Raw genomic sequence first — 20,076 nt, 5'->3', positions numbered from 1 at the left:
GCGCGACCGACCCTTTTACTTGAACTTGGGCAGGTTGAACTGGGGTGGCACACCCATGCGGGTGTTGATGATCCACTGCTGCGCAATCGACAGAATGTTGTTGGTAATCCAGTACAGCACCAAACCGGACGGGAAGAAGAAGAACATGACGCTGAAGGCCAACGGCATGATCCACATCATCTTGGCTTGCAGAGGGTCCGGTGGCGCAGGGTTGAGCGCCGTCTGCAGCAAGGTCGTCAAGGTCATGACAACCGGCAGGATGAAATAAGGATCAGGCGATGACAAGTCATGAATCCACATCACCCACGGTGCATTGCGCATTTCCACACTGGACAGGAGCACCCAGTACAAGGCGATGAACACAGGAATCTGGATCATGATGGGGAAGCAGCCACCCATGGGGTTGACCTTTTCCTCGCGGTAGATCTTCATCATTTCCTGCTGCATCTGCTGCGGGTTGTCTTTGAGGCGCTCACGCATTTCCATGATGCGCGGGTTCACCGCCTTCATCTTGGCCATGCTGGCGTACGCCTTGGCATTGAGCCAGTAGAACGCGATTTTCAAAAGCAGCACCAAGGCCACGATGGACCATCCCCAGTTCTGGATGAAGCTGTGCAGCTTGTCGAGCAACCAGTACAAGGGCTTAGCCAGAATGGTCAACCAGCCGTAGTCCTTTACCAGCTCCATGCCGGGTGCCAAAGCCTCGAGTTTTTTCTCCTCTTGGGGACCGACAAACAGTTTGGCCTCTATGGCCTTGGTTTGACCGGGGGCCACGGCTTCCAGCGGCGTAATCATGGTGGCGCGGTAGCAGCAATCAGCGACGGTCGCACCCACATCTTTGGCATCCAGAGAGAAGGTCCGCTTCACGTCCGCTGGCAAGATCCAGGCGCTGGCAAAGTAGTGCTGCACCATGGCGATATAGCCATTGGAGCTCTCTTTCTCAAAGTCAGCGTTCCCTTTTTTGATAGCGCTGAACTCCACCTTCTGGTACTTTTTGAGGTCGGTATAGACCGCAGGGCCTGTGAAGGTGGAATAGAACGAGGACTCGCCGGCAGGCTTGTTGCCGTCACGTACCAGCTGCAAATACAACTGGGGGTTCAGTGCAGTTGCACCGGTATTGACGACTTCGTGCTTGACCGCAATGTCATATGCACCACGGCGCAAGGTGTAAGTCTTCACCAGCTTGATGCCACCAGTGTCTTGTGAGGTGAAAACAATCTTGAGCTCGTCCTGCCCATCTTTGAGCGACTTGTCACCAGTTACTGCCATGACCGACTTATGGGTCGGAAAGCTGTCAGGCGCAGCGCCACCGATCAGTCCAGTCTGGGCTTGGTAGTAACGGTCTTTGGTGTCGTCCAGCAACACGAAATTGCGGGTTTTGTCGTTGGAATCAAGGTACTGCAGGAATTCAGAACGAACCAGCGAGCCACCCAAAGTGTCAAACGTCAGTTTGAGCACATCGGTGCTGACCTCAAAGCGCTCAGACGCCAGGGCTGGAGCCGATGTGGAGACCGGTGCCTGCCCTGCCGCCACTGGTGCAACAGGTACGCCGGCCGAAGCACTCACCGCGGGAGCCGGAGCTGAGGCCGCTTTTTGTGCAGGGTTAGGGAAGAAAGTGGCTTGCTTTCCATTGTGGATCTGCCACTGGTCCCACAAGAGAACCATGGAGAACCCAAAGATCACCCACAAAATGGTGCGGCGAATATCGTTCATGAAGACTTCTTCTCAGAGGGGGATTGAATCAAGCGACTGAACAGTCGCGGCGCATTCTCAGGCACGGGATCGTGCCCACCCGCGCACCACGGGTGACAGCGCGCGAGACGCGCAACCATCAAATAGCTGCCTATTGTCGCACCGTGCCGCTCAAGAGCTTGCAAGGCGTACACAGAACATGTGGGGTTAAAACGGCACGCAGAGCCCAACCAGGGGCTCAACAACAAACGATAGCCTTTGATCAGACCTATCAGCAACCCCCGAATCATGCCTGGGACTCCGGGAGAGGAGCTGGCCTGCGTGAGGGAGGGGCGCCAACAACTTGACCGAACAGATCCAGCAATTCCTGCCGGACCGCAGCCTTGAGCGCATCAGAGGTGGCACTCACGAATTGCTTGCGGTCAAAGTCCCGGCGCAAGCGGATGAGGTGCGCTTTTTCCTTGAGCACCGGAGCAAACTCAACGCCCAAGTGGTACACCTGCCGCTTGATGGTGTTGCGCGTTACAGCACGTTTGGCCCAACGCTTGGGCACCATGGCACCCAGCCAGATCCCGGAAGCGGGAAACACCGGCACAGCTTCTTCAGGCACAGAAACACCAACAGCGCAGCAATGCAAAGCAAAGTGCGCTGTTTTTGAAACCGTAGTGCCACCCAGAGCCGCTTGGAACTGGGCGCGCGTTTGAAGGCGCTTGACGGCAGGCGGTCTGCCGGTTTGTGGTTCCGCGTTCACCAAAAGCCGGAAGCTTTGGTTAGCGAAGCCGTCTTAGACAGCCAGACGCTTGCGGCCCTTGGCGCGGCGTGCGTTGATCACAGCGCGGCCGCCGCGTGTCTTCATGCGGACCAGGAAACCGTGGGTACGTGCGCGACGGATTTTGGAGGGTTGGTATGTGCGTTTCATGAAATTTTCCTAACAGGCTCTGTGGGTATCTGCGCGACCCATCGATGCATTCCACCAACGGCCTAACAGCGCAGATTTCGGTCTTATCGCCCCGAACACAATCAGGGGAACCGCGGATTATCGCAAACTTTATCAATCAGGGCAACACCTTAGGGACGAATCAGATTCTTTTGCACGAACTGTGCAACGCGGCCAGCGGAATGTGGATAAAGTATTGATAAATTAGAATCCGCTTCGCAGCAAACAACAACTATCCACAGAAGCTGACCCGCACAATGACCCAGGGCTCCCATCCCAACTCCCACGACGGCTCCAATTTTGAACTCGGGCAAAGCCTTTGGCAAAGCTGCGTAGACCAACTCGCACAAGAACTTCCCGAGCAGCAATTCAACACGTGGATCAAGCCGCTGACAGCCCTCGTTCACGAGGACATGTCCAAAATTACCGTGTTTGTGGCTAACCGCTTCAAACTTGATTGGGTACGCGCACAATACAGCCAGCGCATTGCGGGAATGTTGGAGAAGCTTTACGGACAAGCTGTTTCCGTAGAGTTAGTGATCACTCCGCGTGAAGCGCCCGTGCGTCCGGCCATGGCTCCCCGTGCCGCAGAAGTGCCCACAGCCATTGAGGAAGTGGAAGTTGGCGAGGACCGCGTAGCCGGCGGGCCCAAGAGCAGGCTCAACAGCATGTTGACTTTTGAGAGTCTGGTCGAAGGAACCGCGAACCGGATGGCACGCGCCGCCGCCATGCACGTGGCCACCATGCCCGGCCACCTGTACAACCCCTTGTTTATCTACGGCGGCGTGGGCTTGGGCAAGACCCACTTGATGCATGCGGTAGGAAACAGACTGCTTGTGGATAAGCCTGGATCCAAGGTGCTTTACATCCATGCAGAACAATTTGTGTCGGACGTAGTGAAGGCCTACCAACGCAAAACTTTTGACGAATTCAAGGAGCGTTACCACTCCCTGGACCTCCTCTTGATTGACGATGTGCAGTTCTTTGCCAACAAAGACCGCACCCAGGAAGAGTTCTTCAATGCATTCGAGGCCTTGCTGGCCAAAAAGTCCCACATCGTGATGACCAGCGACACCTATCCCAAGGGCCTGGCCGACATTCACGAGCGCCTGGTGTCGCGTTTCGACTCCGGCCTGACCGTGGCCATCGAGCCACCGGAACTGGAAATGCGGGTGGCGATTCTGATCAACAAGGCGCATGCCGAGGGCTCTGAAATGCCCGAAGAAGTGGCCTTTTTCGTGGCCAAGAACGTGCGCTCCAACGTCCGCGAATTGGAAGGCGCACTGCGCAAAATACTGGCGTATTCGCGCTTCAACCAAAAGGAAATCTCCATCCAGCTGGCCCGGGAAGCTTTGCGCGACCTGCTGTCCATCCAGAACCGGCAGATTTCGGTGGAAAACATCCAAAAAACGGTGGCCGACTACTACAAGATCAAGGTCGCGGACATGTATTCCAAAAAACGTCCCGCCAGCATTGCCCGGCCGCGCCAGATCGCCATGTATCTGGCCAAGGAGCTGACCCAGAAGAGCCTGCCCGAAATCGGCGAGTTGTTCGGGGGGCGCGACCACACCACCGTGCTGCATGCAGTGCGCAAAATCGGCGGTGAACGCCAGCAGCTCACTGAACTGAACCAACAGTTACACGTTCTGGAGCAAACCCTGAAGGGTTAACAGCAAAAACAAGCGCCTACCCCCGTAACTCACTGAAAAAACAGGGAAAATGGCAGGATTGAATGTTTGGCAGAGTTTCATAAAGAGGTTGACATGATCGTATTGAAGGCAACGCAAGACAAGGTCTTATCGGTTCTGCAATCGGTGGCCGGTATTGTCGAACGCCGCCACACCTTGCCCATTCTTGCCAACGTGCTGTTGCGCAAGACCGGAACCTCCCTTCAACTCACCACCAGCGACCTCGAAATTCAAATCCGTACCACTGCGGAACTGGGTGGTGACACCGGCAACTTCACCACCACCATCGGAGCGCGCAAGCTGATCGACATCCTGCGCACCATGCCCGGCGACCAGACGGTGTCGTTGGAATCCAGCCAAAGCAAAATCATCCTCAAAGGCGGCAAGAGCAAGTTCACGCTCCAGACCATGCAAGCAGAGGACTTCCCGCTGGTGCAGGAAAGCGCCAGCTTCGGCCCCGTGTTCAGCGTGCCGCAAAAAACCCTGAAGGACCTTCTGAGCCAGGTGTCCTTCGCCATGGCAGTCCACGACATCCGCTACTACCTCAACGGCATTCTGTTTGTAGCTGAAGGCAAGCAACTCAGCCTGGTTGCCACCGATGGCCACCGCCTGGCATTCGCCTCGGCCACGCTCGATGTGGAAGTGCCCAAGCAGGAAGTCATCCTGCCCCGCAAAACGGTCATCGAATTGCAACGCTTGTTGTCTGACGCCGAAGGCGCCATTGAGATGCAATTCGCCAACAACCAGGCCAAATTCACTTTCGACGGCATGGAGTTCGTGACCAAGTTGGTGGAAGGCAAATTCCCCGACTACAACCGCGTCATCCCCAAGAACCACAAGAACAGCATCACCCTGGGCCGCGAAGCGTTGCTCAAAACGCTGCAACGCACCGCCATCCTGACCAGTGACAAGTTCAAGGGCGTGCGCCTGAACATTGATCCCGGCAGCCTTCGCGTAGCGTCCAACAACGCCGAGCAGGAAGAAGCGGTGGACGAGTTGGACATCGACTACGGCGGCGACAGCATCGAGATCGGCTTCAACGTAACCTACCTGATCGATGCCCTGAGCAATATGAGCCAGGACATGGTGAAAGTGGAGCTGTCCGACGGCAACAGTTCTGCCCTGATCACCATCCCCGATAACACGACCTTCAAGTACGTCGTGATGCCCATGAGAATCTGATGCTACAAAAATAGTAGCTGCCCGCGCAATCAAACCCCCGCTCACCGGGGGTTTGGTCATTCAAGAGTTTGAGATTTTTCGAAGAGAAGTTAGCCATGACTGAAGAAAACAAGTCGGTTTCCACCCCTGAAAACGCCGATGGCGTTGTGCACACGGGCGAGGGCGGAGCCGACAGTTCCAACTTCCAGCCCACCATCGACACCAACCAAGCCGGTGCGACCGAGGCCTATGGCGAAGGCTCTATCCAGATTCTTGAAGGCCTGGAAGCCGTGCGCAAGCGCCCCGGCATGTACATCGGCGACACGTCCGATGGCACCGGCTTGCACCATCTGGTGTTTGAAGTGGTGGATAACTCCATCGACGAGTCTCTGGCAGGTCATTGCGACGACATTCTGGTCACCATCCACTCCGACAACTCCATCAGCGTCGTCGACAACGGCCGTGGCATCCCCACCGGCATCAAGCTCGACGACAAGCACGAACCCAAGCGTTCGGCCGCTGAAATCGCACTGACCGAATTGCACGCTGGCGGCAAGTTCAACCAGAACAGCTACAAGGTGTCCGGTGGTCTGCACGGCGTGGGTGTGTCCTGCGTGAACGCGCTGTCCAAAATGCTACGCCTCACCATCCGCCGTGACGGCAAAGTCCACACGCTTGAATTCAGCAAAGGCTTTGTGCAGAACCGCATCGTCGAGACGCAGAATGGCATCGAAGTCTCGCCCATGAAGATCATCGGCGACACCGAAAAGCGTGGCACCGAAGTGCACTTCCTGCCCGACACCGAAATCTTCAAGGAAAACAACGATTTCCACTACGAAATCCTGTCCAAGCGACTGCGCGAACTGAGCTTCCTGAATAACGGCGTACGCATCCGCCTCAAGGACGAGCGCAGCGGCAAGGAAGACGACTTTGCCGGCGCCGGTGGCGTGCAGGGCTTTGTGAACTACGTCAACAAAGGCAAGACGGTTCTGCACCCCAACGTGTTCCACGCCATGGGCGACCGCCAGAGCGACCAGGGCACCAACATCGGCGTGGAAGTGGCCATGCAATGGAACAGCGGCTTCAATGAGCAAGTGCTGTGCTTCACCAACAACATCCCCCAGCGTGACGGCGGTACCCACTTGACCGGCCTGCGCGCCGCGATGACCCGCGTCATCAGCAAATACATCGAACAAAACGAAATGGCCAAGAAGGCCAAGGTCGAAGTTACCGGTGACGACATGCGCGAAGGCCTGTGCTGCGTGCTGTCGGTGAAGGTGCCCGAGCCCAAGTTCTCCAGCCAGACCAAAGACAAGTTGGTGTCCAGCGAAGTGCGCGGTCCGGTAGAGGACATCGTAGGCAAGCTGCTCGCCGACTACCTGGAAGAGCGCCCGAACGATGCCAAGATCATCGTCGGCAAGATCATCGAAGCCGCCCGCGCCCGCGAAGCCGCCCGCAAAGCGCGCGACATGACACGGCGCAAGGGCGTGCTTGACGGCATGGGCCTGCCCGGCAAACTGGCTGACTGCCAGGAAAAAGACCCGGCCATGTGCGAGATCTACATCGTCGAGGGTGACTCCGCCGGCGGCTCTGCCAAGCAGGGTCGCGACCGGAAGTTCCAGGCCATCTTGCCCTTGCGCGGCAAGATCCTGAACGTGGAAAAAGCCCGTTACGAAAAGCTGCTCACCAGCAACGAAATCCTGACACTGATCACCGCACTGGGTACCGGCATCGGCAAGGCTGGCGGCAGCACCGGTGGGGACGACTTCAACGTCGCCAAGCTGCGCTACCACCGCATCATCATCATGACCGACGCGGACGTGGACGGTGCCCACATCCGTACGCTGCTCTTGACCTTCTTCTACCGCCAAATGCCCGAGCTGGTGGAGCGCGGCCACATCTACATTGCCCAGCCCCCGCTGTACAAAGTCAAGTCCGGCAAGGAAGAGCTCTACCTGCAAGGCCCTGCTGAGCTGGACGGCTACTTGCTCCGCATCGCATTGGTCAACGCTTCTGTCTATACAGGCGGTCCCAATGGCACCACGTTGAGTGGTGACACGCTGGCGGAACTGGCCCGCAAACATCAATTGGCCCAGGCCGTGATCGCCCGCCTCAAGAACTTCATGGATGCAGAGGCCCTGCGTTCCGTGGCCGATGGCGTGGTGCTCAACCTCGACACCGTGGCAGATGCCGAAGTCTCAGCCGCAGCCCTGCAAGCCAAGTTGCCTGACGCCGAAGTGGCCGGCGAGTTCGATACCCGCACCGACAAGCCCATTTTGCGCATCAGTCGCCGCCATCACGGCAACGTGAAGAGCAGCGTGCTCACCCAGGACTTTGTGCACGGTGCCGACTACGCCGCCCTGGCCGAAGCTGCCAACACTTTCCGTGGTCTGCTGAGCGAAGGCGCCCGCGTCATGCGCGGCGAAGGCGAGAAGCAGAAGGAAGAGAAGGTCTCCGACTTCCGTGAAGCAATGGCATGGCTGATCGGCGAAGCCGAGCGCACCTCCAGCCGCCAGCGCTACAAAGGCTTGGGTGAAATGAACCCCGCCCAGCTGTGGGAAACCACCATGGACCCGACCGTGCGCCGCCTGCTGCGCGTACAGATCGACGACGCCATCGAAGCCGACCGCGTGTTCACCATGCTGATGGGCGACGAAGTCGAACCCCGCCGCGACTTCATTGAAACCAACGCCTTGCGCGCCGGCAACATCGACGTTTGATGGTGTAGGTTCTCATTGGAGAACCGAACTTTCTCATTAAAACCGAATTGATTGTTGATTCAGATCGGATTCAATGATCGACAGCGCTCTTGTTGTCGATGTACTCCTAAAGTTGAACTACTGGACTCATCCAAACGTAGAAGTACAGCGGCTATCAGAGGTAGCCGTTGGATGTCTCTTTCGATAGGGGTTAGGCATCATCTGCCGCTTCGGCATCGCTGCTCGCTAAGAGACCGATTCCATGCACATAGACGTGCTTCCCCTCTGAATCGAGGACATAATTCTTGTTGTCATCTTTCTTCTTGACTCTGAGAAAGCGGAGAGTTTTGGGAAACGCATCAATGACCGCGATAATTTCTGCGTCAGAAGCATTCTTTGTCAGTGCCTTTCGTGCACTATCAAAATTGATCCTGGTCCAACCATTCGCGATCATTCGTCCAGCAATTTGATCGCGTCTGGTCCTTAGAATGTTCGCCTTGTGGTTGTCAAAGAGAAGCCAGCCAAGACAAAACACATAAGTTAGACCGAGAAGACCAAGCCATGTGTACTTGAGCTCCTGCGTCGGCGTTGGGAACAGTTTAATCAACGCCTCGAGCCAGTAGTTGGCGACAAGGGGCAAGACCAGGAACGAGACAAGTGCTAGATGCGATGGCTTGGCATCCGTGATGACTTGAATGACGCCTTTGAAGTCAAAGTCTTTCATGACAATGCGTCTCCCTTCCTACGGTCAAGTGGATGATTTTTGTGCTTCTATCAGCAGTATACGGCTGCATTTTTGCCAACTAACAACCTGTCAAAGTCGGAGAATCTGTGCCTCACCATCGATTTCATCTTCGAAATTCGACTCTGGTTAACGCATTTGGGGAACTCAGATGTCAATGGATCGCAGTAACTATCCCAACATCCCGCCGGACTTTCCGATTGAACCGACAGAGTCAGCACTCGCCGGTGTCCAGTTCAAGCTAAGCGTGGTGGAAGAGGCGGGCAAGTACTACGCGCCGGAAGCTACCCCCAGCGAGGTGGCAAAAGCACATGAGGCCTGCGAGGACTTCGCACAGCAAATGGTGCCGTACTGTGTGCGCAAGATGGCTGAACTGAATTTGCCGCACGAAGAGGTACTCGCAAAGTTGCTGCGGGGCATCCATCAGAAGAACTGGGTGAGCCCTGCCCAGGCACACTGGATCGTCGCGCGAACACGGCAACTCTTGGGTTGGTGAACTGCCATTTTTGATAACCAGACTAGTCCCGGAATCAGGTCAGGAGGTCCAGGTGAACACAGTCAATGTAGTCATGACGATAGGGATCGTGATCGTCGGCTTCCTCATCCGAAGAGAAGTTAAGCACGGAGAGCTGTTGGACGAAATGCTGCGCATAGACAAGATCAAGGCTGCGGAGGGCAAGCAGCACAAACCAGAGTTAAGTGATCTAGATCGTGCTGAGTAAAGCCAATGGCTTTCAATTCTTCTCGACGCTCACTATGAAACCCAAAGCAAACCCACCCCACCCAGGCAAAGTCCTGCGGGAGTATTTGGGAAGTGTCACCGTGACTGAGGCCGCCGCAAAACTGGCGGTCAGCCGAGATACCCTGTCTCGCATCCTGCGGGGAACCTCAGGTGTTTCGGCAGAGATGGCCATCCGCCTTGGCCTGGCACTAGGAACCGCCCCTGACCTGTGGGCCGGACTGCAATCCAAGTTCGACCTGCACCAAGCCAGCAAACGCCGCCGCCCCAAAATTGCACGCATCGTGACGGCCCTCAAGGACCAACCTGTCCAGGACCTCAAAGGCATGCTGACCCCACCTGCAGGCGCCACGGTATCCCTGGAAGTCATGCGGAGTGGGGCCGACGAAGACCTACTTTGGGATCGCATGGCGCCAGTCGGGCGAGCGTTTGGAAGCCCAGACTATGAGCGGCTACTGGACATCGATACCTTGGCCTTCAAGGCATTCGGAACACCCAGGAAGGCAAGGCGCTGGCTGAATGCACCGCATCCGGATCTGGATGGCCAAACACCTGAGCTCGTGTGCAGAACTGGGCCAGGACTCAGGAAGGTGAAGCGCCTGCTGCGTGCAGCAGAGGACAAGGCAATACGCACCGCTCGCAAGAAGCCACGCATAGCCTTCTCAGAGTACACGACGGTTAACGCCGCCGGCCAGCTTGTCGACATCAATGGGAGGCCGATGAAGAATCCCTACAAGATGAGCAAAAAGAAGGCGATCGAATACGCCCGCAAGGCCGGCATCGTCAATGCAAAGGGGAAACTGAACCCGCTCTACAAATAGACCATTTTGTGAGCGCCATAGAGCAACATACCGGCGACGGTTCGTTGCCTTTCTCTGTCAGAACTTTAACTCCTGCTCACGCAGAAACCTGGCTGCATCCGGCGCACGGCCGTTACCGCACATCAGGTCCACATAGGTCTGCTCTGGCGATGCGTATGGCACGTTGCCATGCGCTTCCGAAAGCCGAAGTGCAGACAGGCCCTCTTCAATGATCAGCAGGTTGTAGCCGCTATCGACTTCGACGGCTTGTAATTCAGTCAGCAGTCGAGACACCAAGGCTGGGGCCACACGCATCGAGGCAACGGCCCAGCTCGTGAGAAATGGTGCATGAATCTGTGCCGCGGCCTCTCCAGTGAACTGGAAGGATGTTGCGGCTGGCTCCTCCGCCGAGGCCAACGCGTCGGCAACGATCAAAGGTATGTCCGCGGCCTTCCTGCCCTTTAGGAAAAAACGGCGTTCCTTTCGGTGCGGCAGCCGCGCGGTTTCTTCCGACACCCATGCGTCCAGCACGGCGCCTGGATTGGCCAGCTTGCGGCGTTTGTTCGGCCCGCTACCCTCAGTCTCCACCCACTCCAGCAATTCCAGCTGCGTCATGAGCTTGGATATCGTTGCAGTGGAGGTCCCGGTGATGCTGGCCAGGTCCATGACGGTGTAGGGCGTCGTTCTCTTTCGCAGCATCGCCTGCATGACCGTCAGTCGTGCCTCCGTGAAGAGGTTGAACTCGCGGCCCCCTGTAGTGGCATGGGGCTTACTGGGCTTGTCGATATGGATGAAGATCGGCTGGAAAGGAAGGCACAGGCTCCCACCCTCAGCAAAGTATCCAATTCCGTTGTTGACCAGAATCTCGCGCGCACCTGGGGAGATGGTTTGGGCTGCTAGGACAAGACCGCCGGGCCGGCCAGCCTCTGGTGCCGAGCTGGAATATCCCTGCCAACGACGGACATGGTCATGGGCATCCTTGGGAAAAACACGCGTCCTCGCCTCAATGAACAGCTTCAGAGGGCTGCCAGCAACGACGACCTGCAGCATGGCGTCGAAGGGATGGCCGACCTCGGTGTATTCGACCTGGTGCAACTCGGCTCTGGAACCTGGAATACCGCCAACTTGGAGCGTGAATTGGCTCAGTAGACCTTCAAGGAGCCTTGATTCAGTCTGTATTGATTTCATATTTCTCAATATATCCATATTTACAACGTAGTAAATATGGCCAGTATAGGAAATATTGAAGCCCGCGAGTGCTTCCGCTGCCTGCGATGTACTTCGTGGTCTGCAGTGCGATCTGGCGGTTGGTCATGCCAACGTGCACAGTGGGAGCAAGAAAAATCCTTGAGAACTGTATATGCATACAGTATATTGACGGCATGCAAAACACAACCCAAATCACCCCCTCCGAATGGATTGACCAGTGCGCCGCCAGACTCCATGAGCGATGGAAAACCGTCGACCAGGCACAGCTTGAGGATGTCGCCCTGGACATCTACCTGGATGATCGGTTGCGCCACATGCCACCGGCAGACGCCGCAGTTGCTTGGTTGTCGCCCCTCTCAGGGCCGCCCAGAGACTCACATGCGTAAGGTCCCACTTTTCTACTGGCGCACTTTCTGGGCCGGGAAATGGCGCACCACAAAGCAGGCTTGGACCGAGGAAGAAATGCAGGGCCGCGATCCCGAGGCGACCAAGGTGTACCGAGCCTCAGAATTCAGACTCTTGCCAGAGACACCTGAAGAACTTAGACAGGCCCAGCGCAACACCCCTGGAGCAGGCGGTATTCCGCCCGCTCCAGGTGAACCCCACAAGATGGCCTGGGAGAAAGCGCACGAAGTCCAGAGCCGCAATATGTAGCCTGCTGTCCTATCATGGGTGGCATGTGCTATTCAGCCCAGCTCATACAGCAATACGAGGAGTATGTGGACCTCAATGGGGCGGACATCGACATTGAGGCCTTTGCGCGGCTGTACGGCTTCAGATGTCTGGATGACCGCATCAAGATACCCAAGGTAGTAGAGGTCGCCTTCCAGGGCAAGGGCAGTCCCCAGGAGAGCAACATCCAGGCCGCGCTGGAGCAGTACCAGGCCCAGCAGGCTACCAAGCTAGAGCAGGAGCTATTCAAGCAGCGGACTCGACTTGTAGATGCTGAGCGCACGCTGTTGGTCAAAACCACCAAGGCAGCCACCGAGAGCCAGCGCATTGCCACCAGCAAGATGGCCTGGGCGCAGAGCAAGTTGGCAGACCTCAGGCGCACTGAGCTGACGCCCCAGGATGCCCGTATCTATCCAGGCTTCTACGCCCCGGTCATCGTCATGGAGAGCGGCAGAAAGGTAGTCAAACCCATGCGCTACCAGTGCCGCCCCGAGGGCAAGGCCGCCTCCTTTGACGCCAAGTTCCCAGGAACCTACAACGCTCGCAGAGACAACCTAGAGGGCTTCTGGCGAGAGCAGTTCGGATACAGCCACGGCATCCTGGCCATCAGTGCCTTCTATGAGCATGTGGAGCTGAAAAAGGCCGATGGAGAGCCCGAGAAGGTCATTCTCGAATTCAACCCCAGACCTCAGCAGGTGATGCTGGTAGCTTGCTTGTGGTCCAGGTGGTCGGCCCCTGGAGAGGAAGACCTACTGTCATTCGCAGCCATTACGGATGAGCCACCTGCAGAGGTGGCTGCGGCGGGGCATGACCGCTGCGTTATTCCCATTAAACCTGAGCATGTGGATGCTTGGCTGAGCCCGGACCGGTACACCATCCAAGATCTGTACGACATCCTGGATGACAGGGAGCGGCCCTACTACGAGAACCGAAAGGCTGCATAGCTCGGTCTATGTACAAAAGCATATGGCCATCGCTCTGCCCGCGATGGCGTTTGTGCAACGTCAGCATTCGACCGAGGCTGTGTGAAAACTCCTTGAATCTTCCCACGTGTTTGCTATGACATATCAAGCCGTGTGGAGGATTGAATATGTCCAGATTCATTGTGGGAGAAGACAGGCAGCAAGTGACGTTGTTGCCAGAGTGCCTGGACGACTTCATCGCTGAAGACAACACGGTCCGGGTGGTCGATGCATTCATCGGCGAGCTGGACATGGTGGCCCTGGGCTTTGAAGGCGCCAATCCGGCATCAACAGGACGCCCCTCGTACCATCCAGCGGTCATGTTGAAGCTCTACCTCTATGGGTACCTCAACCGCATCCAGTCCAGCCGCCGCCTGGAGCGTGAATGCCAGCGCAATGTGGAACTCATGTGGCTGACGGGCAGGCTCTCTCCAGACTTCAAGACCATTGCGGACTTCCGCCGCGACAACAGTGCAGGCATTCGCAACGTATGCAGCCGCTTCGTTATGCTGTGCCGCGATCTCAAACTCTTCAGCCAGGCACTGGTGGCCATCGACGGCAGCAAGTTCAAGGCGGTCAACTCGCGCGACTGCAACTTCACCAGCGGGAAGATCGACAAGCGCCAACAGCAGATTGAGGAAAGCATCCAACGCTACCTGGTGGCACTGGAGACGGCAGACCGCACGCAGCCCAGCGAGTTGAAGGCCAAGACACAGCGACTGCAGGACAAGATCGCACGGCTACGCCAGCAAATGCGTGAACTCGATGCCGTCAAAGAACAACTCAAGACTCAGCCCGACGGTCAAATATCCAGAACCGATCCCGATGCACGATCCATGGCCACCAGTGGCAAAGGATCGGGCATGGTGGCCTACAACGTACAGGTAGCAGTGGACGCCAAACACCATCTGATCGTTGCGCACGAGGTCACCAATGCAGGCAGTGACAGGGCCCAGCTCAGTCCCATCGCGCAAGCTGCCCGTGAAGCCATGGGAAGGAAAAAGCTACGTGTCATCGCTGACCGTGGCTACTTCAGCGGGCGACAAATCAAAGCTTGTGCCGATGCAGGCATTGATGCAGTCCTTCCCAAGCCAACGACATCGAATGCCAAAGCAGAGGGACGCTACGACAGGGCCGACTTCATCTACATCAAGGAAGACGATGAATACCTTTGCCCAGCAGGACAGAGAGCCATCTTCCGTATGGCAAGAGAAGAGAACGGGATGATGACCCGCCGCTACTGGAGTAGCGCCTGCCCTAAATGTCCATTGAAGGCACAGTGCACACCCAGCGACTACCGGCGCATCTCGCGGTGGGAGCATGAGGAGGTATTGGAGGCAGTGCAACGCCGCCTGGATCGCTCACCCAAGTCCATGGCCATCAGGCGAAGAACCGTAGAGCATGTGTTCGGTACGCTCAAGAGTTGGATGGGCTACACGCACTTCCTCACACGGCGGCTACCCAACGTCAGTGCAGAGATGGGCTTAAACGTACTGGCCTACAACTTCAAGCGGATACTGAGTATCTTGGGGTTCGATGGAATGATGAAGGCGATGAGACTGGCAGGGGCATGAGCCCTTTGTTGCCGTTTGCAGCCTCATACGAAGCCACAGGAGCGCCATAAAACCGCGCAGGCGGCATCAGCTGGGAATTCTCGTCGGCAAGATCTGCTGGGTTGCCGCCAAGCTGCTGCCGCTTGAGAACTGGAGCGCGTTTCCACACAGCCTCGACCCAAAGCGGAATTCGATGGCTTCAGGCTCACCGCCGGATAGCGGACGTTCACGACTGGCCAGCCCGGCGGATACGATCAACAGCCGAAATGTCCATGTCGATGGTGGCAATCTGGAAAATGGCTGTGACTATGGTGCAGGATGGGCAAAACGGCGAGTTCAGCCCAGATGGGTATGGCGTTCGACCTTGGCCTCCGTCTCCATCGAAGCAAGGCCTTGCAGGATTCCACAGGCGTCTACGGCTTGTTCCGAGACACAGCGCTCGCGAAGGGCTCCCAGTTGCTGCTTGAGATGGGTGAGCTCGCGAATGCGTTCATTGACGTGGGCGATGTGCTGGTCAAAAACCGCATTGATGGCACCACACCCGTCTGCGAGCTGATCTGCCAGATCCAGCAGCGTATGAATTTCTTCCTGGCTCATGTCCAGGGCCCGGCAATTGCGTATGAACCGCAGCCGTTCGACATGCTCAGGCCCGTACATCCGAAAGTTTCCCGGTGTACGGGCGGGCTCAGGCAGGAGTCCCGCCTTCTCGTAATACCGTACCGTCTCCACCGTGCACTGTGCCACCTGGGCCAATTCACCGATTTTCATGAAAACTCCAGAAATGTCTTGACCCTATAGTAACTACAGGTTGTGTAATTTGGACATATTCAATGGAAAGCCCCTATGTCCGATTCCCACAAGCACGATTCACATGGCCACGATCACAAGCATGATCATGGTCGCTCGCATGCCCACGCCCATGATGAAGACGCTTGCTGCGGCCCCTCGACGCTGGTCCAGGTAAAAGAACCGGTCAAAGCAAGTTCTTGCGCGACGAGCTGCTGTGGCAGCGAAGCGCCTGCAGTCCAGCCCATCGTTCCGCTGACCAAGTCCGCCACCAGTGATGGGGGCGTTCAGACGCCGATCCGCATCATGCAGATGGACTGCCCCACTGAAGAGGGGCTCCTGCGCAAGAAGTTGGGCGGCATGGCCGGTGTCAGCGGCCTGGAGTTCAACCTGATGCAGCGGGTTTTGACGGTGACCCATGCGCCTAAAGAGCTGGAGTCAATCCTGGCTGCCGTGCGCTCCCTGGGCTTTACCCCGGAAGTTGCCACGGGAGCGACTGACCTGGAGGAGCCGGCACCGGAACCTTCCAAACCTTGGTGGCCCTTGGCACTGGCTGGGGTTGCTGCAATCGCCTCCGAGGCGGTCGAATGGTCTGGGTTGCCCACCTGGATGGCAGCTGTGCTGGCCTTGGTCGCAGTCCTCGCATGCGGTATCACGACCTACAAGAAGGGTTGGATTGCCATCCGCAATGGCAACCTCAACATCAATGCGCTGATGAGCATTGCTGTCACTGGCGCGTTGTTCCTGGGGCAGTGGCCGGAGGCCGCCATGGTGATGGTGTTGTTCACCATTGCCGAGCTTATCGAGGCCAAGTCGCTGGACCGGGCCCGCAATGCCATTCGTGGATTGATGCAACTGACGCCGGAAACCGCAACGGTGCTGCAAGCCGATGGCTCATGGAAAGACCTGGCCGCCAAATCGGTTGCTGTAGATGCTCGCGTCCGTATCAAGCCGGGCGAACGCATCGCCCTGGACGGAAAAATCGTCGGCGGCCGTTCGACCATCAACCAGGCGCCCATCACCGGGGAAAGCCTCCCCGTAGAAAAAACCGAGGGCGACCAGGTGTTTGCCGGCACGATCAACGAGTCTGGTTCGTTTGAGTACGTGGTGACCGCTGCGGCCAACGACAGCACCCTGGCGCGCATCATCCACGCAGTGGAAGAAGCACAAGGCGCGCGTGCACCCACCCAGCGCTTTGTGGACCAATTCGCCCGTATCTACACCCCGGTGGTGTTTGCCATTGCCTTGGCGGTTGCTATTCTGCCGCCGCTCCTGCTGGGCGGCATTTGGTTCGCGTGGATTTACAAGGCACTCGTATTGCTGGTGATTGCCTGCCCTTGTGCTTTGGTGATCTCTACCCCCGTCACTATCGTGAGTGGCCTGGCCGCCGCGGCACGCCAAGGCATCCTGATCAAAGGTGGCGTCTATCTGGAAGATGGTCGCAAACTGAAATGGTTGGCACTGGACAAGACGGGCACCATTACCCATGGCAAGCCTGCACAGACTGATTTTGTAACGCTCAGCGCGATGAACGAAGCCGAACTGCGCAGTCTTGCCGCGAGTCTGGCCGGCCGCTCAGACCATCCCGTATCCAAAGCGATCACAGAAGCAGCCAAGCGCGATGGCGTTGCCTTGCGCAATGTGGATGGGTTTGAAGCACTGCCCGGACGCGGCACCAAGGGCGTCATCGACGGAAAGCTCTTCTATTTGGGCAATCACCGCCTCATCCACGAACAAGGCCGTTGCTCCGACGCATTGGAAGCCCGCCTGTCTGTGTTGGAAGAGCAAGGCAAGACCGTCATTCTGCTGGCCGACGACCAGGAAGTGCATGGCATGTTCGCCGTTGCCGACACCGTCAAGGAAAGCAGCCGCCAGGCCATCGCTGAACTGCATGACTTGGGCATCAAGACGGTCATGCTGACTGGCGACAACGCCCATACCGCCAAGGCCATTGCCGCCCAGGTCGGCATTGACGAAGCCAGGGGCGATCTGTTGCCCGAAGACAAGCTCAAGGTGATCGAAAGCAAGCTCGGTCAAGGTGGCGCAGTCGGCATGGTGGGAGATGGCATTAACGATGCTCCCGCCCTGGCCCGTGCAGATGTTGGCTTTGCTATGGGCGCGGCCGGCACCGGCACCGCGATTGAGACTGCTGACGTGGCCTTGATGGACGACGATTTGCGCAAACTTCCCCGCTTTGTCCGACTGTCGCGCAGCACGCATGCACTGCTGATACAGAACATTGTTTTGGCGCTGGGTATCAAGGCCGTGTTTCTGGTCTTGACCCTCACGGGAGCGGGCACGATGTGGATGGCCGTTTTTGCGGACGTGGGCGCGAGCTTGTTGGTGGTTGGCAACGGGCTGCGCTTGCTTCGTAAGTGAAGTTTGCATGACCTGATTCAGACAATCCCTCGGTAAAAGAACGGAACCAGTGCAATGAGCTTTTTTGACAGACTATTTGGCGGCCATGGCGGAGGCCACGGTGGCAACCACCATGGTCATCATCGGGAGGAGCACCACGCGCCACGTCATGGTGGCCATGGCGACAGCTATGGAAATAGGCCTCCAATCCTTGGTGGAGTCGCCTGTGCAGCCTGCAACACCCTGAATGCAGCAGATGCCAAGTTCTGCCAATCCTGCGGAAAGTCCACGCAGCCCGCCCGTTGCACCCAGTGTGCGGCCACTCTCATGGTGGGAGCACGGTTCTGCGGTCAGTGCGGGAAACCGGGCGGCTGAAAGTTCGGGGGATTGGGGAATTGAAGCTAGAATTTCTTCGATGTCTGGGAAATACCGCGCTCTTTTCCTATTGGCTGTCATTTTTTGGCAGTCACTGGCAGTCCTTAGCTCCTTGAGTCTGGTACAGCACGCGCGGGAAGACTCCTATCAGACACTAGGCGAGCCACATGCGTTTTATCAGCACCACGTTGATCAAACGGCTCACAAAACGGGCGAGGCTGATACCGCATCTCATGCCCATGTCGGCGCTGTCGCCGATATCGCTGCGGTCATCGGCGATGAACCCGTAAAACTGTCCGTGTTTCGCCCTCAGCACGCCATAGGCGCGCTTGCGGTCGCCAGACAAACGCCGGTTTTGGCTGGACTTCTTCGGCCTCCGCGAGCCCTCTCCTGACATCAAGCTCCATCGCCACCTGAGTGGCCTTGGATTTTGATCCGTCCCCTTAGACACGGCGCAGGTCGCCCGTCCCCGTGTCTCTCTACTGCCACAGATGGATTGCCCCCTAACGAGGGCTACTGTGCATTTCTGCATTGCCCATGGGGCGCGTTTCGCGCCTCTCTCCACGGACCGAGTCCGCACTCCGGCCCCGCTGCCACCACTTGCTCCAGACTAGGATTTTGAAATGTTTGTAATCGTCGGATGGCTTATCTGCATCGCTTGCGTGTTTGGCGTGTTCATTATTCACGGGGGCAACATCAGCGTTGTGCTCAAGGCGTTGCCGTTTGAGCTGATAACGATCGGCGGTGCAACGGTGGGCGCGTTTGTCGCCAACAACCAGATGAAGGTCATCAAAGCCACCATCAAAGGACTGGCATCTTGCTTCAAAGGCAGCAAGTACACCAAGGACCGTTACATGGAGCTGATGGCTCTCCTGTTTGACCTCCTTCAAAAGGCCCGCAAAGAAGGCCTCATGGCCATCGAAAAAGACGTTGAAGAACCCGAGCAGTCAGAGATTTTCAAGAAATACCCCAATGTGGGGTCCGACCATCATGTCGTGGAGTTCGTCACCGACTACTTGCGCATGATGGTGTCGGGCAACTTGAACGCCCACGAGATCGAAAACATTATGGATGGTGCCATTGAAGCCCACCATGTGGAGGCGCATGCGGCCGTCGCGGCTATCCAGCGCATTGCGGGTGGGCTGCCCGCATTCGGGATTGTGGCCGCGGTGTTGGGGGTTGTGAACACCATGGGCTCAGTAGGCCAGCCGCCAGCGGTGCTGGGAGGCATGATCGGCTCTGCCCTGGTAGGAACATTCCTCGGAATTTTGCTGGCCTACGCCTTCGCCGAACCTTTGGCAGGCCTGTTGGAGCAGAAAGTTGAGGAAGGCGGCAAAGAGCTGCAGTGCATCAAGACCATCCTGCTGGCCAGCATGCAAGGCTACAACCCATCGACGGCGGTAGAGTTTGGTCGCCAGATTCTGTTCTCCACCGAGCGCCCAACGTTTGCGGAGCTGGAAGCACATGTCAAGAGGAAGTAAGACGGTTTTGGACAGCCTGCCACCGGGAGCAAAACCCACGAAGCGGGAGGTTGCCATCCAAATGGGTGGCCGTCTTTTGCTGGTGTTGATCGGTGTGCTGCAACTGGTGGCCATCGTTCAATCTGAATCGCCTGCAGACACATGGCTTCACGCTGGCTTCCTGCTGGTTCTCATAGTGTTGGGGTCAAGAAAGTCGAAGAGCCCCCAGAACCTGCGCGGAAG

22 protein-coding genes are annotated in these 20,076 nt (G+C 57.2%); 14 read left to right on the top strand and 8 right to left on the bottom strand.

The annotated features are described in order from the left end of the window. Nucleotides 1-15: 15 nt before the first annotated feature. The 4 genes from yidC to rpmH are packed head-to-tail and all read right to left on the bottom strand — an operon-like array spanning nucleotide 16 to nucleotide 2,611. Nucleotides 16-1,713, bottom strand: a complete 1,698-nt coding sequence (gene yidC / locus AEP_RS13240) for a membrane protein insertase YidC (RefSeq protein WP_087495814.1) — start codon at nucleotides 1,711-1,713, stop codon at nucleotides 16-18. Beyond that, on the bottom strand, nucleotides 1,710-1,982 hold the full coding sequence (gene yidD, locus AEP_RS13235; RefSeq protein WP_087495813.1) for a membrane protein insertion efficiency factor YidD: 273 nt from the start codon (nucleotides 1,980-1,982) through the stop codon (nucleotides 1,710-1,712). The genes yidC and yidD overlap by 4 nt, the downstream gene beginning before the upstream one ends. Continuing rightward, nucleotides 1,979-2,443, bottom strand: a complete 465-nt coding sequence (locus AEP_RS13230) for a ribonuclease P protein component (protein WP_087495812.1) — start codon at nucleotides 2,441-2,443, stop codon at nucleotides 1,979-1,981. The genes yidD and AEP_RS13230 overlap by 4 nt, the downstream gene beginning before the upstream one ends. A gap of 33 nt (nucleotides 2,444-2,476) precedes the next feature. Continuing rightward, entirely contained in the window at nucleotides 2,477-2,611 is a 135-nt protein-coding gene (gene rpmH, locus AEP_RS13225; protein ID WP_006299042.1) for a 50S ribosomal protein L34, read from the bottom strand. A gap of 275 nt (nucleotides 2,612-2,886) precedes the next feature. Between rpmH and dnaA the strand changes: the two genes are divergently transcribed. The 3 genes from dnaA to gyrB all read left to right on the top strand — a co-directional run bounded on the left by dnaA (nucleotide 2,887) and on the right by gyrB (nucleotide 8,198). Next, on the top strand, nucleotides 2,887-4,299 hold the full coding sequence (gene dnaA / locus AEP_RS13220) for a chromosomal replication initiator protein DnaA (protein ID WP_087495811.1): 1,413 nt from the start codon (nucleotides 2,887-2,889) through the stop codon (nucleotides 4,297-4,299). 93 nt (nucleotides 4,300-4,392) lie between these two features. Further along, nucleotides 4,393-5,499: a DNA polymerase III subunit beta gene (dnaN, locus tag AEP_RS13215; RefSeq protein WP_087495810.1), complete on the top strand. Its 1,107-nt coding sequence runs from the start codon at nucleotides 4,393-4,395 to the stop codon at nucleotides 5,497-5,499. Nucleotides 5,500-5,594: 95 nt separating this feature from the next. After that, complete coding sequence (gene gyrB, locus AEP_RS13210; protein ID WP_087495809.1) at nucleotides 5,595-8,198, top strand: DNA topoisomerase (ATP-hydrolyzing) subunit B; 2,604 nt, start codon at nucleotides 5,595-5,597, stop codon at nucleotides 8,196-8,198. A 190-nt stretch (nucleotides 8,199-8,388) separates the two neighbouring features. Here the strand turns inward: gyrB and AEP_RS13205 are convergent, their stop codons facing one another. Next, nucleotides 8,389-8,901 carry a hypothetical protein gene (locus tag AEP_RS13205; RefSeq protein WP_087495808.1) on the bottom strand — a complete coding sequence of 171 codons (513 nt, stop codon included), beginning with the start codon at nucleotides 8,899-8,901 and terminating at the stop codon, nucleotides 8,389-8,391. Nucleotides 8,902-9,076: 175 nt separating this feature from the next. Between AEP_RS13205 and AEP_RS13200 the strand changes: the two genes are divergently transcribed. The 3 genes from AEP_RS13200 to AEP_RS21310 are packed head-to-tail and all read left to right on the top strand — an operon-like array spanning nucleotide 9,077 to nucleotide 10,479. Continuing rightward, nucleotides 9,077-9,415: a hypothetical protein gene (locus AEP_RS13200; RefSeq protein WP_087495807.1), complete on the top strand. Its 339-nt coding sequence runs from the start codon at nucleotides 9,077-9,079 to the stop codon at nucleotides 9,413-9,415. Between the two features lie 52 nt (nucleotides 9,416-9,467). Further along, the gene (locus tag AEP_RS20735) at nucleotides 9,468-9,641 is read left to right on the top strand and encodes a hypothetical protein (RefSeq protein ID WP_157673174.1); all 174 of its coding nucleotides are present in this window, start codon (nucleotides 9,468-9,470) and stop codon (nucleotides 9,639-9,641) included. Continuing rightward, complete coding sequence (locus AEP_RS21310; RefSeq protein WP_157673173.1) at nucleotides 9,631-10,479, top strand: HigA family addiction module antitoxin; 849 nt, start codon at nucleotides 9,631-9,633, stop codon at nucleotides 10,477-10,479. The genes AEP_RS20735 and AEP_RS21310 overlap by 11 nt, the downstream gene beginning before the upstream one ends. Nucleotides 10,480-10,536: 57 nt before the next feature. Here AEP_RS21310 and AEP_RS13190 read toward each other — a convergent pair whose 3' ends face one another. Further along, a complete protein-coding gene (locus AEP_RS13190) occupies nucleotides 10,537-11,646 on the bottom strand; it encodes a type IV toxin-antitoxin system AbiEi family antitoxin (protein ID WP_157673172.1) in 1,110 nt (369 codons plus the stop codon). Between the two features lie 194 nt (nucleotides 11,647-11,840). Here AEP_RS13190 and AEP_RS13185 point away from each other — a divergent pair, with 194 nt between their 5' ends. The 4 genes from AEP_RS13185 to AEP_RS13170 all read left to right on the top strand — a co-directional run bounded on the left by AEP_RS13185 (nucleotide 11,841) and on the right by AEP_RS13170 (nucleotide 14,875). After that, the gene (locus tag AEP_RS13185; protein WP_087497332.1) at nucleotides 11,841-12,053 is read left to right on the top strand and encodes a hypothetical protein; all 213 of its coding nucleotides are present in this window, start codon (nucleotides 11,841-11,843) and stop codon (nucleotides 12,051-12,053) included. After that, nucleotides 12,046-12,321 (top strand): hypothetical protein, encoded by a 276-nt coding sequence (locus AEP_RS13180; protein ID WP_087495804.1) that lies wholly within the window; start codon nucleotides 12,046-12,048, stop codon nucleotides 12,319-12,321. The genes AEP_RS13185 and AEP_RS13180 overlap by 8 nt, the downstream gene beginning before the upstream one ends. Before the next feature lie 23 nt (nucleotides 12,322-12,344). Continuing rightward, nucleotides 12,345-13,283 carry an SOS response-associated peptidase family protein gene (locus AEP_RS13175; RefSeq protein ID WP_087497331.1) on the top strand — a complete coding sequence of 313 codons (939 nt, stop codon included), beginning with the start codon at nucleotides 12,345-12,347 and terminating at the stop codon, nucleotides 13,281-13,283. A 146-nt stretch (nucleotides 13,284-13,429) separates the two neighbouring features. Continuing rightward, nucleotides 13,430-14,875: an IS1182 family transposase gene (locus tag AEP_RS13170; protein WP_087495803.1), complete on the top strand. Its 1,446-nt coding sequence runs from the start codon at nucleotides 13,430-13,432 to the stop codon at nucleotides 14,873-14,875. 315 nt (nucleotides 14,876-15,190) lie between these two features. Here AEP_RS13170 and cadR read toward each other — a convergent pair whose 3' ends face one another. Beyond that, nucleotides 15,191-15,622, bottom strand: a complete 432-nt coding sequence (gene cadR, locus AEP_RS13165; RefSeq protein WP_087495802.1) for a Cd(II)/Pb(II)-responsive transcriptional regulator — start codon at nucleotides 15,620-15,622, stop codon at nucleotides 15,191-15,193. A 75-nt stretch (nucleotides 15,623-15,697) separates the two neighbouring features. On the opposite strand from cadR, the gene AEP_RS13160 reads away from it, so the two are divergent. The 3 genes from AEP_RS13160 to AEP_RS21090 all read left to right on the top strand — a co-directional run bounded on the left by AEP_RS13160 (nucleotide 15,698) and on the right by AEP_RS21090 (nucleotide 18,373). Further along, nucleotides 15,698-18,019 carry a heavy metal translocating P-type ATPase gene (locus tag AEP_RS13160; protein ID WP_087495801.1) on the top strand — a complete coding sequence of 774 codons (2,322 nt, stop codon included), beginning with the start codon at nucleotides 15,698-15,700 and terminating at the stop codon, nucleotides 18,017-18,019. Nucleotides 18,020-18,083: 64 nt separating this feature from the next. After that, nucleotides 18,084-18,245: a hypothetical protein gene (locus AEP_RS21095; RefSeq protein WP_232460041.1), complete on the top strand. Its 162-nt coding sequence runs from the start codon at nucleotides 18,084-18,086 to the stop codon at nucleotides 18,243-18,245. Beyond that, nucleotides 18,206-18,373 (top strand): double zinc ribbon domain-containing protein, encoded by a 168-nt coding sequence (locus AEP_RS21090; RefSeq protein WP_232460014.1) that lies wholly within the window; start codon nucleotides 18,206-18,208, stop codon nucleotides 18,371-18,373. The genes AEP_RS21095 and AEP_RS21090 overlap by 40 nt, the downstream gene beginning before the upstream one ends. A 154-nt stretch (nucleotides 18,374-18,527) precedes the next feature. Here the strand turns inward: AEP_RS21090 and AEP_RS13150 are convergent, their stop codons facing one another. Continuing rightward, a complete protein-coding gene (locus AEP_RS13150; protein WP_087495799.1) occupies nucleotides 18,528-18,719 on the bottom strand; it encodes a hypothetical protein in 192 nt (63 codons plus the stop codon). Between the two features lie 277 nt (nucleotides 18,720-18,996). Between AEP_RS13150 and motA the strand changes: the two genes are divergently transcribed. Continuing rightward, nucleotides 18,997-19,854: a flagellar motor stator protein MotA gene (gene motA / locus AEP_RS13145; protein ID WP_087495798.1), complete on the top strand. Its 858-nt coding sequence runs from the start codon at nucleotides 18,997-18,999 to the stop codon at nucleotides 19,852-19,854. Nucleotides 19,855-20,076 lie beyond the last annotated feature (222 nt).

Origin of the sequence: Curvibacter sp. AEP1-3 (assembly GCF_002163715.1) — a bacterium.
GTDB lineage: Bacteria > Pseudomonadota > Gammaproteobacteria > Burkholderiales > Burkholderiaceae_C > Allorhodoferax.
The sequence above is the reverse complement of the archived record's forward strand: the minus strand, read 5'-3'. Positions and strand labels throughout refer to the sequence as shown.

Excerpts from the sequence above, each read along its gene's own strand:
- gyrB (WP_087495809.1), top strand. The coding sequence starts at position 5,595 with ATGACTGAAGAAAACAAGTCGGTTTCCACCCCTGAAAACGCCGATGGC.
- AEP_RS13170 (WP_087495803.1), top strand. The coding sequence starts at position 13,430 with ATGTCCAGATTCATTGTGGGAGAAGACAGGCAGCAAGTGACGTTGTTG.
- AEP_RS13175 (WP_087497331.1), top strand. The coding sequence starts at position 12,345 with ATGTGCTATTCAGCCCAGCTCATACAGCAATACGAGGAGTATGTGGAC.
- yidC (WP_087495814.1), bottom strand. The coding sequence starts at position 1,713 with ATGAACGATATTCGCCGCACCATTTTGTGGGTGATCTTTGGGTTCTCC.
- yidD (WP_087495813.1), bottom strand. The coding sequence starts at position 1,982 with ATGATTCGGGGGTTGCTGATAGGTCTGATCAAAGGCTATCGTTTGTTG.
- AEP_RS13160 (WP_087495801.1), top strand. The coding sequence starts at position 15,698 with ATGTCCGATTCCCACAAGCACGATTCACATGGCCACGATCACAAGCAT.
- cadR (WP_087495802.1), bottom strand. The coding sequence starts at position 15,622 with ATGAAAATCGGTGAATTGGCCCAGGTGGCACAGTGCACGGTGGAGACG.
- motA (WP_087495798.1), top strand. The coding sequence starts at position 18,997 with ATGTTTGTAATCGTCGGATGGCTTATCTGCATCGCTTGCGTGTTTGGC.
- AEP_RS13200 (WP_087495807.1), top strand. The coding sequence starts at position 9,077 with ATGGATCGCAGTAACTATCCCAACATCCCGCCGGACTTTCCGATTGAA.
- AEP_RS13180 (WP_087495804.1), top strand. The coding sequence starts at position 12,046 with ATGCGTAAGGTCCCACTTTTCTACTGGCGCACTTTCTGGGCCGGGAAA.
- dnaN (WP_087495810.1), top strand. The coding sequence starts at position 4,393 with ATGATCGTATTGAAGGCAACGCAAGACAAGGTCTTATCGGTTCTGCAA.
- AEP_RS13190 (WP_157673172.1), bottom strand. The coding sequence starts at position 11,646 with ATGAAATCAATACAGACTGAATCAAGGCTCCTTGAAGGTCTACTGAGC.
- AEP_RS13185 (WP_087497332.1), top strand. The coding sequence starts at position 11,841 with ATGCAAAACACAACCCAAATCACCCCCTCCGAATGGATTGACCAGTGC.
- dnaA (WP_087495811.1), top strand. The coding sequence starts at position 2,887 with ATGACCCAGGGCTCCCATCCCAACTCCCACGACGGCTCCAATTTTGAA.
- rpmH (WP_006299042.1), bottom strand. The coding sequence starts at position 2,611 with ATGAAACGCACATACCAACCCTCCAAAATCCGTCGCGCACGTACCCAC.
- AEP_RS13205 (WP_087495808.1), bottom strand. The coding sequence starts at position 8,901 with ATGAAAGACTTTGACTTCAAAGGCGTCATTCAAGTCATCACGGATGCC.